This is a genomic window from Ruminococcus sp. RTP21484sp1_RTP21277st1_D2_RTP21277_210401 (assembly GCF_040924225.1).
In the GTDB taxonomy this organism is placed as follows: Bacteria; Bacillota; Clostridia; order Lachnospirales; family Lachnospiraceae; genus Blautia_A; species Blautia_A faecis.
In genome coordinates, this window is the sequence record NZ_JBCOMJ010000008.1 from 19,446 (window position 1) to 32,519 (window position 13,074).

19 protein-coding genes and 1 pseudogene are annotated in these 13,074 nt (G+C 45.6%); all 20 read left to right on the forward strand.

The window, feature by feature from the left end:
• Nucleotides 1-81: 81 nt before the first annotated feature.
• The 20 genes and pseudogenes from terS (at nt 82) to AB5706_RS07410 (ending at nt 13,073) form a co-directional block, all read left to right on the forward strand.
• Nucleotides 82-861, forward strand: coding sequence for a phage terminase small subunit (terS, locus tag AB5706_RS07315; protein WP_173772673.1), 780 nt, complete (start codon nt 82-84; stop codon nt 859-861).
• A 34-nt stretch (nt 862-895) separates the two neighbouring features.
• Nucleotides 896-2,269, forward strand: coding sequence for a PBSX family phage terminase large subunit (locus AB5706_RS07320; RefSeq protein ID WP_368357072.1), 1,374 nt, complete (start codon nt 896-898; stop codon nt 2,267-2,269).
• Nucleotides 2,270-2,274: 5 nt separating this feature from the next.
• Entirely contained in the window at nt 2,275-3,702 is a 1,428-nt protein-coding gene (locus tag AB5706_RS07325) for a phage portal protein (RefSeq protein WP_173772675.1), read from the forward strand.
• Nucleotides 3,699-3,863, forward strand: coding sequence for a hypothetical protein (locus tag AB5706_RS07330; protein WP_368365967.1), 165 nt, complete (start codon nt 3,699-3,701; stop codon nt 3,861-3,863). Before AB5706_RS07325 ends, AB5706_RS07330 begins: the two co-directional genes overlap by 4 nt.
• An 11-nt stretch (nt 3,864-3,874) precedes the next feature.
• Nucleotides 3,875-4,042, forward strand: a pseudogene (locus tag AB5706_RS07335) (minor capsid protein); the annotation flags it as partial.
• A gap of 93 nt (nt 4,043-4,135) precedes the next feature.
• Complete coding sequence (locus AB5706_RS07340) at nt 4,136-4,720, forward strand: DUF6883 domain-containing protein (RefSeq protein ID WP_368365977.1); 585 nt, start codon at nt 4,136-4,138, stop codon at nt 4,718-4,720.
• Complete coding sequence (locus AB5706_RS07345) at nt 4,721-4,897, forward strand: hypothetical protein (RefSeq protein WP_173772679.1); 177 nt, start codon at nt 4,721-4,723, stop codon at nt 4,895-4,897.
• Nucleotides 4,898-5,068 carry a hypothetical protein gene (locus AB5706_RS07350; protein ID WP_173772681.1) on the forward strand — a complete coding sequence of 57 codons (171 nt, stop codon included), beginning with the start codon at nt 4,898-4,900 and terminating at the stop codon, nt 5,066-5,068. It begins immediately after the preceding gene.
• 104 nt (nt 5,069-5,172) lie between these two features.
• Nucleotides 5,173-5,337 (forward strand): hypothetical protein, encoded by a 165-nt coding sequence (locus AB5706_RS07355; RefSeq protein ID WP_173772683.1) that lies wholly within the window; start codon nt 5,173-5,175, stop codon nt 5,335-5,337.
• A 133-nt stretch (nt 5,338-5,470) separates the two neighbouring features.
• Nucleotides 5,471-6,121, forward strand: a complete 651-nt coding sequence (locus AB5706_RS07360; RefSeq protein WP_243881981.1) for a DUF4355 domain-containing protein — start codon at nt 5,471-5,473, stop codon at nt 6,119-6,121.
• Nucleotides 6,122-6,138: 17 nt separating this feature from the next.
• Entirely contained in the window at nt 6,139-7,071 is a 933-nt protein-coding gene (locus AB5706_RS07365) for a hypothetical protein (protein ID WP_173772685.1), read from the forward strand.
• Nucleotides 7,068-7,313 carry a Rho termination factor N-terminal domain-containing protein gene (locus AB5706_RS07370; RefSeq protein ID WP_173772687.1) on the forward strand — a complete coding sequence of 82 codons (246 nt, stop codon included), beginning with the start codon at nt 7,068-7,070 and terminating at the stop codon, nt 7,311-7,313. Before AB5706_RS07365 ends, AB5706_RS07370 begins: the two co-directional genes overlap by 4 nt.
• A 5-nt stretch (nt 7,314-7,318) precedes the next feature.
• Nucleotides 7,319-7,657 (forward strand): phage head-tail connector protein, encoded by a 339-nt coding sequence (locus AB5706_RS07375; RefSeq protein WP_202030789.1) that lies wholly within the window; start codon nt 7,319-7,321, stop codon nt 7,655-7,657.
• Nucleotides 7,632-8,006 carry a hypothetical protein gene (locus AB5706_RS07380; RefSeq protein ID WP_173772689.1) on the forward strand — a complete coding sequence of 125 codons (375 nt, stop codon included), beginning with the start codon at nt 7,632-7,634 and terminating at the stop codon, nt 8,004-8,006. Before AB5706_RS07375 ends, AB5706_RS07380 begins: the two co-directional genes overlap by 26 nt.
• On the forward strand, nt 8,003-8,518 hold the full coding sequence (locus AB5706_RS07385) for an HK97-gp10 family putative phage morphogenesis protein (RefSeq protein WP_368361403.1): 516 nt from the start codon (nt 8,003-8,005) through the stop codon (nt 8,516-8,518). The genes AB5706_RS07380 and AB5706_RS07385 overlap by 4 nt, the downstream gene beginning before the upstream one ends.
• Entirely contained in the window at nt 8,515-8,889 is a 375-nt protein-coding gene (locus AB5706_RS07390; protein ID WP_173771862.1) for a hypothetical protein, read from the forward strand. Before AB5706_RS07385 ends, AB5706_RS07390 begins: the two co-directional genes overlap by 4 nt.
• A 16-nt stretch (nt 8,890-8,905) precedes the next feature.
• Complete coding sequence (locus tag AB5706_RS07395) at nt 8,906-9,322, forward strand: phage tail protein (RefSeq protein ID WP_173771861.1); 417 nt, start codon at nt 8,906-8,908, stop codon at nt 9,320-9,322.
• An 11-nt stretch (nt 9,323-9,333) separates the two neighbouring features.
• Nucleotides 9,334-9,768 carry a hypothetical protein gene (locus AB5706_RS07400; protein WP_173771860.1) on the forward strand — a complete coding sequence of 145 codons (435 nt, stop codon included), beginning with the start codon at nt 9,334-9,336 and terminating at the stop codon, nt 9,766-9,768.
• Between the two features lie 26 nt (nt 9,769-9,794).
• Nucleotides 9,795-10,145: a hypothetical protein gene (locus AB5706_RS07405; protein ID WP_173771859.1), complete on the forward strand. Its 351-nt coding sequence runs from the start codon at nt 9,795-9,797 to the stop codon at nt 10,143-10,145.
• A gap of 39 nt (nt 10,146-10,184) precedes the next feature.
• Nucleotides 10,185-13,073, forward strand: a complete 2,889-nt coding sequence (locus tag AB5706_RS07410) for a phage tail protein (protein WP_173771858.1) — start codon at nt 10,185-10,187, stop codon at nt 13,071-13,073.
• Nucleotide 13,074: the final 1 nt, after the last annotated feature.

The window sequence follows — 13,074 nt, forward strand, 5'->3', positions numbered from 1 at the left end:
TATAAGACATACACAGCACAAAGGCAGCTCCCCGGGGCTGCTTTTGTTGTACCCAAAAACGACGAATAGAGGTGATGAGACATGGCCAGAGCGCCGGATCCAAGAATTGAACAGGCGAAGGCTATGTGTCTGAAAGGCATGAAATTAGTTGAGATTGCAAGTCAGCTGAATCTGCCGGAAGGTACTGTTCGAAGTTGGAAAAATAGATATAAATGGGATTGCAACGTTGCAAAAGAAAAACGCAACGTTGCAAAAAGGAAAAAGGGCGGTCAGCCAGGCAATCAAAATGCAACCGGTCCGCCGGAGAATAAGAATGCAGTTAAGACAGGAGAGTTTGAGACTCTCTTTTTTGATTGCTTAGAACCAGATGAACAGAAGCTGATCCAGACAGTACAGCCAGATAAAGAGCAGCTGCTTCTGCAGGAGATTCAGCTGCTGACTGTCCGGGAACGGCGTATGTTAAAGCGGATTGAATCCCTGAAGTTCCTGGAGCAGACTTCGGATCCGGAAGATGACCAAGGGGAGGATGAGCTTGAAAAAGCACCTCCCGGAATGTCTGTTACAAAGTACAAATATGGAATGGAGAAAGGAAAGCCAACACTCCTGAGGGAATACGAAGGAATCCTTGGTCAGATCCAGTCCATTGAGGATGCGTTGACCAGAGTCCAGGCCAGACGCCAGAGGGCAATTGAAGCCCTGCATAAATTTGGTTATGATGATGCTCATCTGGAGCTTGAAACTATGAAGTTCGAGCTGGAGCTTCTGAAACAGGATGGACAGAACGAGGATGATACAGATGACGGCTTCCTGGAAGCCATGAATGCTTCTGCCGAAAATGTCTGGGGTGATGAGGATGTATGAGAAACTGAGCAGCCTTAAGAAGCGCCTGCAGCAGATGAAGCAGAACCGGACAACCAGACAGAACGGCCAGACATTTCACTTCTCTCCATTCTCAAAGAAGCAGAAACAGGTACTGACCTGGTGGTGCAAAGAATCCCCAGTCCATGACAAAGATGGAATCATAGCAGACGGAGCTATCCGATCAGGAAAGACTGTCAGCATGTCGCTGTCTTTTGTTATGTGGGCAATGAGCGGCTTTGCAGGTCAGAACTTTGCCATGTGCGGAAAGACAATCGGCTCCTTCCGGCGAAATGTTTTGTTCTGGCTGAAGCTCATGCTTCGATCAAGAGGTTACTCTATCACGGATCACAGAGCAGACAACCTGGTAGTTGTGCGGAAGAATAGTATTGAAAACTATTTCTACATCTTTGGCGGTAAAGATGAACGTTCTCAGGATCTTATTCAGGGTATTACACTGGCTGGTGTGTTCTTTGATGAGGTTGCACTGATGCCGGAATCCTTTGTCAACCAGGCAACAGGACGTTGCTCTGTGAAAGGCTCCAAGTTTTGGTTTAACTGTAACCCGGACGGGCCGTATCACTGGTTTAAGGTCAACTGGATTGACAAGTCTACCGGATATCTGGGAAAAGAACAGGTCGAGAAGATTCGCCAGAAGGCAAAAGCAGAAGGCAAGGATCCAGGACTGAAAGCGCTTCTGTATCTGCATTTTACCATGGATGACAACCTGTCCCTGGATGAAGAGGTAAAAACCAGATACCGCAGCATGTACATTGGCGTATTCTTCAAGCGTTACATCCTGGGATTATGGGCAGCAGCCGAGGGCGTTATTTATGATATGTTTGATGAAGCCAGGCATGTCCGCGATATCAAGGATTTCTTTCAGCTTCTGATCAACGGCAACCGCTATGTTTCCTGTGACTATGGTACTCAGAATGCAACCGTCTTCCTGCTCTGGAACAAAGGCAGGGATGGAGTCTGGTACTGTATCCGGGAATATTACTATTCAGGACGTGATAAAGGCAGACAGAAAACAGATTCTGAATATGCAGATGATTTAAAAAAATGGCTGGATGGTACGAAGATAAAAGCAATCATCGTGGATCCATCTGCAGCTTCCTTCATTGCAGAGCTCCGCAAGCGCGGGTACAAAGTGCTGAAAGCCAACAATGATGTGTTGGATGGAATCCGCCTAGTGGGAATGCTGCTGAATTTGGAACTGCTGAAATTCGCCAGTTCCTGTACAGAAACCATAAAAGAATTTGCTTCCTACATCTGGGATGAAAAAGCCCTGGAACGTGGGGAGGATAAGCCAGTTAAGCAGCACGATCACAGCTGTGACGCTGTACGTTACTTTGTGAGCACAGTGCTTGGCAGCAGGGTAGCGAGACTTCGAGAAATAAGTAGGTGAGAACAATGTATATATTTACAATTCCAAGAGAAAAATTTGACGAGCTGGCACCGGACAAAAGGATCATCCGTCAGCTAATCAGTAAGCACATCAGCCAGGTTGAAGATCTGAAAAAGAACATGGCTTATTACCAGGGCAAACATAAGATCCTGGAAGATGCCAAGCGGGAAAACAGGCTGGTATGCAACCATGCAAAGGACATTTCAGACACAGCCAGCAGTTATTTTATCGGAAATCCGGTTACTTATAAGTCAGATGCTGATATAAAGGATTTGACAGATTCGCTGGAGACAGCAGGGGCAGATGAGACTGACGGTGATAATGGTCTGGATCTTTCCATCTATGGCTTGGCTTATGAATATGTGTATGTGAAGGAAAATGAGAATAATCTACTGACCAAGAACCTGTCCCCGGAAAATACGTTCATGGTAAAAGATGACAGCATAGAGGAAAACGAGCTCTTTGCTGTCTATTATTATGTCCGGAAAGATGATTCGGAGACGGGACCGGAGCATTACATAGCAACCGTGCTGACGCCGAATTACAAGTATGAGCTGGACATCCAGAACAATGAAGTACCACAGCTGACAACAGAACTGCCAGTTCCCCATTACCTGGGAGAAATCCCGATTATTGAGTATTTGAACAATAAGCTTGCCATTGGGGACTTTGAGCTTCAGATTCCTCTGATCGACGCTTACAACGCACTGATGAGCGACCGTATTACAGACAAGGAGCAGTTTATTGATGCCATTCTTGCCATTTATGGCACGTTGCTCTCAGATGAGGATGAATCTGGTACGGAAGAGGAAGATCAGAATATCAAAAAGGCAAAAGAAAGGCTGAAAAAGTACAAGGTGCTTGAAATGCCTGATACAGCTAAGGCAGAGTACCTGACCAGGACGTTTGATGAATCCGGAGTGGAAATCCTAAAAAAAGCTATTGAACAGGATATTCATAAATTTTCCCATATTCCCTGTATGTCAGATGAATCCTTTGGTGGAAATGTGTCTGGCGTGGCTATGGAGTTTAAGCTTCTGGGAATGGAGAACATCACCAAGATAAAGACCAGATATTACAGAAAAGGTTTAAGAAAGCGCATTCGGATTTTTTGCAATTATCTGGAGCTCCATGGCAAGAGTGTGGATCCGGCCGGAATCACAATGACTTTTACCAGGGCACTGCCGAAGAATCTGTTGGAGATCTCCCAGATTGTGGCAAACCTGTGGGGAAAAGTAAGTAGAAAAACACTACTGTCCCAGGTACCATTTGTGGATGATGTGGACGAAGAACTGAAAGCTTTGGATGAAGAGACAGAAGAGAACCTGAAACGGCAGCAGGAGGTCTTTGGCATGCAGGAGAACACACCACCACAAGATGGTAATCCGGATCAGAAGGAACCAGATAAATCTGAAAAGGATGATGCTGAATGAGTAACTACTGGGAAAGACGCGCCGTGTGGGACTTATACAAGAACCTGGATAACGCAGAAGCCACAGCTGATCTGATCGCAAAAGTGTACAGAAGTGCTTCCATGAATCTGACTTACGCTGCGAAAGATATATTTGAAAAGTATATGACAAAGCATAAGTAGCCGGTGAGTTTACTGCCAGGGCTTATGAGAAATGCGGCGTAGAGAAGTATCGGTATCTTGCGACTTTGGATCTGCGAACAAGCAAGATCTGCCGGAGTCTGGATGGGAAGGTTTTCCTTTTGGCAGAAAGAATGGTTGGAAAGAATTATCCTCCTATGCACCCCTGGTGCCGTTCTACAACCATTAGCATTATTGATGAAGAAACTCTTGCCCGAATGCAAAAAAACGCCTATAACCCGGATACAGGATGTATCGAGTTGATACCAGCAAATATGACCTATGACCAGTGGTATGAGAAATATGTGAAAGGGAATGCCAAAGCTGAGGCACAGGAGAAAGCGATTAAAAACAGTTCTTCTGACCGGGAGCAGTATGAACGCTATCAGAAAGTTTTAGGCAAAACCGTCCCAAAATCTTTTGCAGACTTCCAGGATATGAAGTATAATAAACCTGAGATGTGGAGGTTCATGAAAATGGATTATCAGAGAAGAAATGAACTTCTGGAACATCCGGAGCTGAAGCTGCCGAATGCGGAAAATGCTATTCTGCCGGAGCCTAAGTTTACAAAATATCTTTTCGATGAAAATAGCGAGAAGGGATATCCTAAGGGCAGAGCCTTCACAGACCGCCTGGGCTATGGAAAGGATAATTGGCAGAAGCTGCAAAAAGCATTAAAAGATGGTGCGCCAAGGTATCCAGCTCAGTATGTTGACAATAACGGATACGGCGACAGATATGTTCAGAAGATGGTCCTTTATGGTGAAAAGGGAACACCGGCAAATGTAATTGTAGCATGGCTCAAAAATGCAGATGGCACAACAAAGTTGACCAGCGCGTACATTAAGGAGGCGAAGTAAATGCAGATAAAAGAATTTGATACAGTGCTTTTAAAAGATGGGCGCGAAGCAGCGATTGTCGAAATATTAGATGATACACATTTTCTTGTAGATGTAGGGGATTCGCCTGCTGATTGGGACACTATTGATGCAACTATTGATGATATAGTGAAAGTAATCCATAGGATGGAGGATTAGATGGAAATCAAAGAGTTTGATACAGTCCTCCTGAAGGACGGAAGAACTGGAAGCGTTATGGAAGTATTTCCAGATGGTTCTCTGATCGTAGATGTGGGAAGCTCATCTGAAGACTGGGAAACTTTATATGACAAGACTGTGGATGATGTTGAAAAGGTAATTTCAGATTAACAAATATCAATACAGTTATAAAAACAGTGATAGCACGCCATAAGACGTGTTATTTTTGTGCTTATTTTTAAAAAAATGCGCCGGCGCAAGAGGAGGTGAGGACCATGAAAATAAAAGCAATCAAGCGTTACAGCGACATCCGTCTGCACAAGGTAATCGAACCTGGTACCGTCCTGGAGGTGGACGAGGCAAGGGCAGATCACCTGGTGAAGGAAGGCATGGCTGAAATCGTGAAGGAACCAGCTAAGACCGCACAGAGAAAGGAATAGGTGATCCAATTATCTCCCTTTGGGACGCAGGGTGACGCGTCTTATTTTTATGCTCCGAAATGAGGGTAAACTAAAAAATCTGAAACGAATGGCCCGGGCCCTGTAGGGAATAGGCTGGGCGGAAAGGATAGACATGAGAAATAAAGTTATAAAAGCATTTTGTAAAGTACCAATGAACTTGCAGCTTTTTGCAGAAGGAGGAGACGGCGCTGGGGCTGATGGCGGCAATGGCGGTGGATCCGGTGATGGAGAAGGCGCAGGCGGTGAAGGTGGAGCTGGTTCAGACACACCTCCATCTTTTGATGACTTCCTGAAAACAGGCGGCAATCAGGCAGAGTTTGACAGACGTGTCCAGAAGGCGGTCAATACGGCAGTGACAAAAGCCCAGGAGAAGTGGCAGGCACTGGCGGATGATAAGCTTTCCGAAGCCGAGAAGCTGGCAAAGATGACAAAGGAAGAAAAAGCGCAGTACATGCAGCAGAAAAGAGAAAAGGAACTTGCCGACAGAGAGGCAGCAATCACACGCAAGGAGCTGATGGCAGAAGCCAAGAACACCCTTGCCAGTGACGGGCTTCCCCAGGAACTTGCAGAGGTACTGGATTATTCGGACGCTGATACCTGCAAGAAATCCATGGAGAAAGTCAAGGAAGTGTTCCAGAGAGCTGTAGAGACTGCAGTGGAGGAAAAGCTGAAAGGCGGCAAGCCTCCGAAAAAAGCACCTGGCGGTGACGCACAGAAAGCCCTGGAAGAGCAGGTGTATAACATCATGATGGGCAATAATTAAAGGAGAGTGAATAAATTATGGCAATTAACACATTAGCAGCTGCAACCTTATTTATGACTATGCTGGATAAGGTCGCAGTACAGGAAGCAACAACCGGATGGATGGACGCCAATGCGGGACGTGTGATCTATAACGGTGGAAATGAAGTAAAGATCCCGAAAATGTCCCTTCAGGGAATGGGAGATTATGACAGGGATAACGGATATACACAGGGCTCCGTTACTCTGAATTATCAGACAAAAACAATGACTCAGGATCGTGGACGTCTGTTCAATCTTGATCCAATGGATATCAACGAGGCGAACTTCATTCCAACAGCGTCTGCTGTTATGGGTGAGTTCCAGAGAATGCACGTAGTTCCAGAAATTGATGCTTACCGTATCTCTAAAGTGGCTACAGAGGCAATCACAGCTGAAAAGGCAGGAATGGTGGATTATGGCTACACTCCGGGAGCCACTGGAACTTCTGCGCTCAGAGCTTTTAAAGAAGGTATCAAGGCGGTACAGGATAACTATACCGGACCTCTTGTATGCCAGGCAACTACTGATTTTATCATGGAGTTGGAACTGGAACTTGCTGGAAAAATCACTGCGACAACCTTTTCCAAAGGCGGCATTGATACACAGGTTCCTTCTGTGGACCGCGTGCCGATTATTCCAACATCCTCTAACCGTATGTACACTTCTATCAAGATCAATGATGGAAAGACAGAGGGACAGAAACAGGGCGGTTATGAAAAGGGAACTACAGCAAAGAATATCAATTTCTTTATCTGCCCGGTAACCACACCGATCGCGATCACAAAACAGGATGTCATGAGAATTTTTGATCCGTTAGTAAACCAGAAATTAAACGCATGGCAGCTGGATTACCGTAGATTCCATGATATCTGGATCCTGGAGAACAAACTGGATTCCGTTTATGTGAATATCAAGGAGGCAAAAGCATGAGAGTGATCAGAGAAAATGTGGAACGCGAAGTGGATGCTTCCAAATGCGAGCAGCTGCTTAAAGATGGCTATAAGCTGGTAGAGACTTCCGGGGATTCCAAAAAGGAATCCTCAGAGGCAAAAGCTCCTGGAGACCTTGACAGCATGGGCCTGGCAGAGCTTCGAGCTGTTGCCAAAGAAAAAGGTCTTTCCGGCTATTCCAGTCTGAGCAAAGAAGAACTGCTTGGCGTCCTGAAAGGGTGATTGGATTGACGGATGAAGAGAAAACAAAAGCCATAGAGCGTTTGAAAATCCTTACCGGCAACAATGATGAGAAACTGATTGGAGTGTTGATTGACGAGGCGGAAGCGTTTGTTCTGGGGTATACCAACCGGACCCGGCTTGTTACCGGGCTTGAAAAAGCAGTGCGCGATCTTGCAGTGATTGCCTTGAACCGTCTGGGAACAGAGGGCGAGACAGGCAGAAGTGAAGGTGGTGAGTCCTATTCTTTCGACAATGCTCCCAGGCAGATTTATGATGTACTGAACCGTTTCCGGCTAGCCAGAGTAGGAGGCAGAACCTATGAGACTAAGACAAAGCAGACTTGAGACTTATTATCATAGAAAACGGGTAGTAAAAAAGGACAATGAGGGCAGCACTTATGAAGAGTACGGTGCTGCCCGCTCCTTTTCTGGAGAGTCCTGGCCAGCTTCCGGGAAAGTTCAGGCGCAGCAGTATGGACAGCGGCTTGGGTACATCCGTAATGTGAAAATTAACGGAGAATATGCCATCAAGCCGGATGAAAATGGACGGTTGCATTACATTCTGGATAATGGTACTGATCTGATGGAACTGGATGGAATCTGCCTGTTCGTTGGTGAGAATACTGAGCCGGATTACAGGATTGTTGCAATTAAACCATACCGTTTTCTGACGCTGGAGGTGGAACGGACATGAGCGCGGAAGGTCTGGATGAACTGGAAATAAAGCTGGATCAGCTGGCAGATGTAGATCTGAATAAGGCAGTTGGAAATGCTATCCAAACTGTACGAAGCGCAGCCGTTATGAATGTACATGTGGATACAGGGGAACTCAGGCAGAGCATTTATGCAGAGGTGGAGGATAACGGTGATACGGCAATTGGCGTCTGTTGGACAAATAAACCTTATGCGACCTATCTGGAATTTGGTACCGGACCGAAAGGCCAGGAGAACCATGCAGGCATTTCACCAGAGATTACACCAGCCTATACGCAGAATCCCTGGTGGATCCATGAAAGCCAGGTGGATAGGCGTGTGGCTGAGAAATACCACTGGTTTTACATGGATACTCCAGACGGACGCTTTTATCTGTGCACTGGACAGCCCGCTTATCCATTCATGTATCCAGCATTAAAAGACAGCCAGGATCAGATCCTGGAAGGAATGAAAGCTGATTTTTCAGCTGCCATAAAGGAGAGCATTAAATGAAAAATGTAAAAGATGAAGTATTCGCGGCGCTGCTCACTGTTTCAGAACATGTGTCTGATGCATACCCGAAAGAGTGGGCTGGGAATGAACCAACCATTCAGTTTACCGAAGAAGACAACAGCGTCTTTGAAGGCAGTGGAAGTGCAGAAGGAATGAGAGAAGATAAATCCAAGGTACGGTACCGCATTGATATCTGGGATCTTAAAAATACCTCACCAACCGCAGTTGCTGTAGATAAGGTTGTGTCCGCTCTCGGGTTAAAGCGTATCGGCTGTGCAGATGTTCCGGATTCATCCGGCATGAAGCATAAGCAGATGAGGTACGAAGGAATTATTGATATGGATTCAGACCAGGTATACTGGCTGAATTAGGAAAGGAGAACGAAGCATGTTAGCAAATGGTGCAAAGTTAGGATATAAAAAGAAATCTGAAGCAAGCTCTGCGTATAAAGACCTTCCGGGATTGAAAGAGATTCCGGAACTTGGTTCTGAGCCAGAGAAAGTTGAAAATACAACTCTTACAGATCCTCATAAAATGTATGAACTTGGAATCGGCGATTTGCCGGATATGGTGTACAAATTCAAATATGATAATACCAAGGCTGACAGTCCATACCGTGTTATGAGACAGGCAGCAGAGGATAAAGAGGTATTAGGTTTTGAGGAAACAGATGCGGACGGTACCAAGATTCAGTTTGATGCCCAGGTTTCTGTGAAACGTACTGGAGGTGGTGTCAACGGCGTGATCGAGTTCGAGCTGACCATGATTGTTCAGTCTGACATTGATTATGTAGATCCGGCATAAGGAGGTAGCTGATGGAGAGTTTAGGCGGATTAAATGATGTATCTGAAAAGGACGAAATGAAAGACGAAAAGGTTGTAAACCTGGATGAAGAGAAAAAGAAACGCAAGCCCTTCTGGTACTGGACAGTAAAAGGCAGGGATTACAGACTGAAACTGAAAGCTTCTACAATCGGAAAACTGGAAAACAAATACCGCCAGAACATTATGAACCTGGTGGAAGACATGCCCTCCTTGTCGGTCATGCTGACTATTATTCAGGCGGCTATGGAGCCCTGGGAGCATGGGATTGATTACCCAGATATCCAGAAGATTTACGATTACTGGACAGAGGAAGGTGGAAACCAGGTTGATCTGTTCGAAAAGGTGGTAATCCCTACCCTGGTGGTTTCGGGTTTTTTCCCGGAGAAACAGGCTCAGAGCATCATGGAGGAGCTGGAGAACCAGTAAAGACAACCTCAGAGTTTCTGGGCGAGTTGTACCCATATGCCCTTGATGCAGGTATTTCCATTGACCTGTTTTGGAATTCTTCTGTAAATGAGATCATAGACATGCTGGAAAGCTACGGCAGACGGAAAGAGCAGGAACGTAAGCTGAAAATTCAGGACGATTTCATTATAGCAGAAGTGATTGCACTTAATATCCTGGCACCTGTTGCTGGTGATATAGAAGCAATGCCCCATCCCTGGGATTATTATCCCAGTTTCTTTGAAGCAGAGAAAAAGTCCTGGGAAGAGAATCAGCTGAAACAGCAGATGGAAGACTATAGGGAGCGAAGAAAAGCATATATTGCAGAAGTAAACAGACGAAGGCAGTTAGGTTTATAACCCGACTGCCGGTTTTTATGCCCTGAGGAGGTGAAATGAATGGCAGACGATAAGAATCTTGCAACCTTAAAGGTTACCGTGACAGCGGATAAGAGCCCATTGAAAAAAGCGCTGGACAGTGCCAAACAGGACACTGCGAAAAGTACTTCACAGATCCAGGGGATGTTGCAGAAGATCAGGAAAACAATGTCCTCTGTTTCTTTAAAGGGAATGGTAAAAGACTTTCAGGTAAAATCCGGGATAAAGGTTCCAACGCAGGAGTTTCAGGAGCTTCGGGAGGAAGCAGGCCAGGCAAGAGATGCTTTGGCTGATTTACTTGAAAAGCAGAAGAAACTGGAGGCACTTGGTGTAAAAGAACAGAGCCGAGAATGGAAATCATTGCAATATGATATCGAAAAGGCAAAGAATGCCGTTGAAGGATATAAGGCTGAGATGTCAGAGATGAAAGCAAATGGTGCGGATGTAGAGAGACCGGTATCTCTTCCAAAGCAGGCAATGGGATTGGGAAAATCAGTTGTCGGTGGCATTGGTAAGGTAGCAGGTCTCGGTGCATCAGCAGTTTCGAAAGGCTGGGGAGGACTGGTAAGAATCCTTGGCGGAGTCACCTCTGCATTTTCTAAAGTAGGCGGTGTGATCAGACGTACATCTGGTTTATTCGGTGCATTGATCCAGAAGTTCACAAGCGGAATTCCTATCCTAAACCGGTTCACTGGTGGAGTGAAAGACAATGGCAGTTCCTTTGGCGGCGGACTGAAAAATCTGCTGAAGTATTCCTTGGGAATCCGAAGTCTGTTTGCCTTGGTGAACAAGCTACGGAGTGCACTGGTGGATGGATTCAAAAATCTGTCTCAATACAGCGGGGATACCAATAACAGCCTTTCCATGCTGATGTCTTCCTTGACTCAGCTGAAAAATGCTTTTGCAACAGCATTTGCACCGGTACTGAATATTGTGGCACCAATCCTGAATGCAGTAATCCAGAAAATCATTTCTGTGGTAAATGCAATTGGACAGTTTACCAGTGCTTTGACCGGCGCCAGTACCTTTATCAAAGCCAAACAGCTGAACCAGAATTATGCTGCAAGTCTTGACAAGAACACAAAGAGCGCCAACAAGGCAAATGATGCAAATAAAAAGCTGCAGCGTACACTTCTTGGGTTCGACCAGATCAATAAACTGGACGATACGTCCGGTTCCAGTTCTTCTGACAGTGCCGGTACTGGTGGCCTTACTGGAAAGGACATGTTTGAGACACTGAATGTTTCAAACGAAATGAAAGCACTTGCAGCGCAGATCAAGGAAGCCTGGAGAAATGCTGATTTTACCGGAATTGGCAGAATTGTTGGACACAAGCTGAATTCAGCCTTGCAGAACATTCCATGGGATTCTATTCAGAATACCTGCAACCGGATTGCAAAGAGCACAGCTACATTCCTGAATGGTTTCATAGAGGCTACGGACTGGAATTTAGTTGGGAATACGCTATCCCAGGGAATCAACACGGTATTCGGAACTGCTAATACCTTTGCTGAGAATTTCAACTGGGAGAGCCTTGGAAATGCCGTAGGAAACGGTATCAATGGGGCTCTTGGCGGTCTTGACTGGAATCTGATCAATGAGACGGTCTTTAATATTGCAAAAGGTATTACGGATGGACTGAACGGATTTATCCAGACAACAGACTGGGGACTGGTAGGGCATTCGCTTGGAAGCGGGATTAATACAGTTATAGGTTTTATTCATACTGCAATAGAGAATTTTGACTGGATCGGAACCGGTAATGCATTGTCTGAATTTGTAAACAGCGCGATCCAGACGGTTGACTTTGCTGGCATTGGAGATACATTCTCCGATGGCTTGAAAGGTCTGCTGGATTTTGGAATAACTGCTCTTGAAGGGATTGACTGGTACCAGCTGGGAGAAAAAGTCTGGGAAGGTCTTGCGGCAATTGACTGGAATGGAATCGCAGACCGTACTTTTGAACTGATCGGTGCGGCCTTTGGAGGTCTTGCGGCTTTCTTGGGAGGCGTAATCAGCGAAAAAGTGCAGGAGGCAAAGCAGTATTTCCAGAAGAAGATTGAAGAGTGCGGTGGAAATGTAGTCGAAGGTATTTTTAAAGGTATTGTTGATGGTGTGAAGGAAATCGGTACTTGGATTAAGCAGCATATCTTTGATCCATTTATCGATGGTTTCAAAAATGCATTCGGAATTCACAGTCCATCGACAGTTATGGCTGAACAGGGTGGCTTTATTATTTCAGGACTCCTGAAAGGTCTGAAGGATAATATCGGTTCTGTCTTAACCTGGATTGGGAAAATTCCAGGAAGGGTGAAGGACAAGCTGTCAGATGCCAAAGACTGGCTGGTTGAGACTGGCGGAAATGTTTTATCTGGTTTAAAAGATGGATTGAGTGAAAAATGGGACAGCATAGGGGACTGGTTTCAGGATCTTCCAAATAAGATCAGCAATGCAATCCCAGATTTGTTCAATACCGGAAAAAATGCAATTCAGAATTTTGCCAGTGGATTTGGTTCCGTACATATTCCGCTACCGCATGTTTCCGTATCCTGGAATAAACACAATGTAGGTCCTGTGAGTTTCTCTACACCAAGCTTTGGATTGAGTTGGTATGCCAAAGGCGGTTTCCCAGAGAACGGCGAAATGTTCATGGCACGCGAGAGCGGCCCTGAGTTGGTCGGCCGGATGGGAAGTAAAAATGCCGTTGCCAACAATAACCAGATTATCGAAGGCATTCGTGCCGGTGTATATGATGCTGTGGTCAATGCGCTGGAGAGCAGATCGCAGTCCAAAGACAGAGAGGCAGAGATCCATATTTACCTGGAAGGTGATGCAGACAAGCTGTTTAAGATTGTCCGAAAAAAGGGACAGCAGTATCAGAAATCTACTGGGAAACCGGTATTTAGTTAGG